At 49.1% G+C, this 1,284-nt stretch carries 1 rRNA gene; it reads right to left on the reverse strand.

Annotated elements, in window-relative coordinates:
- Positions 1 to 1,284, reverse strand: a 23S ribosomal RNA gene (locus G496_RS0114445); the annotation flags it as partial.

Genomic DNA, 1,284 nt, shown 5'->3' on the forward strand with positions numbered 1-1,284 from the left:
CCTCGCCTTAGGGACCGACTAACTCTGGGCAGATTAGCTTTACCCAGAAAACCTTAGTCTTACGGCGAACGAGTTTCTCACTCGTTTTATCGTTACTCATGCCAGCATAATCACTTCTCATTAGTCCAGCAGGCCTTACGGACCACCTTCATCCCATCTGAGAACGCTCTCCTACCGATCAGTCAAAGACTGATCCCGTAGCTTCGGTACCATGCTTAGCCCCGTTACATTTTCGGCGCAAGGTCGTTAGACCAGTGAGCTATTACGCTTTCTTTAAAGGATGGCTGCTTCTAAGCCAACCTCCTGGCTGTCTAAACAATCTCACCACCTTAACCACTGAGCATGGATTTAGGGACCTTAGCTGACGGTCTGGGCTGTTTCCCTCTCGACTACGGACCTTCGCACCCGCAGTCTGACTCCCAGGATGAAACTAACGGCATTCGGAGTTTGATAAGGTTTGGTAACCTGGTGAGGCCCCTAGCCTTGTCAGTGCTCTACCTCCGTTAGTCAACTCCTGAGGCTATACCTCAATATATTTCGGAGAGAACCAGCTATCACCGAGTTTGATTGGCCTTTCACCCCTATCCACAAGTCATCCGAGTAATTTTCAACTTACAACGGTTCGGCCCTCCACTCAGTTTTACCTGAGCTTCAGCCTGCTCATGGATAGATCACCCGGTTTCGGGTCTAATCCGCAATACTTGTCGCCCTATTCAGACTCGCTTTCGCTACGGCTACACATCGCTGCTTAACCTTGCATTACAGATTAACTCGCTGGCCCATTATGCAAAAGGCAAGCGGTCACAGAACAAGTCTGCTCCCACAGCTTGTAGGCAACTGGTTTCAGGTTCTATTTCACTCCCCTAACAGGGGTTCTTTTCACCTTTCCCTCACGGTACTGGTTCGCTATCGGTCGCTAAGTAGTATTTAGCCTTGGAAGATGGTCCTCCCAGATTCCCACGGAGTTTCACGTGTTCCGTGGTACTCAGGTACCTCCTGCGCTGCTTTTGACTTAACCTACGAGGCTTTCACTCTCTATGACGTACCTTCCCAGATACTTCGGATGTCTATACAGATCACGTATGGAGGCCCTACAACCCCGGTTGCTCGAAAGTAACCGGTTTGGGCTATTCCCATTTCGCTCGCCGCTACTTTGAGAATCTCGTTTGATTTATATTCCTTCAGGTACTGAGATGTTTCACTTCCCTGAGTTCGCTTTCCAAGACCTATGTATTCAGTCAAGGAATGACAGTATATGAGTACTGCCGGGTTTCCCCATTCAGA

Origin of the sequence: Maridesulfovibrio bastinii DSM 16055 (genome assembly GCF_000429985.1) — a bacterium.
Taxonomy (GTDB): Bacteria; Desulfobacterota; Desulfovibrionia; order Desulfovibrionales; family Desulfovibrionaceae; genus Maridesulfovibrio; species Maridesulfovibrio bastinii.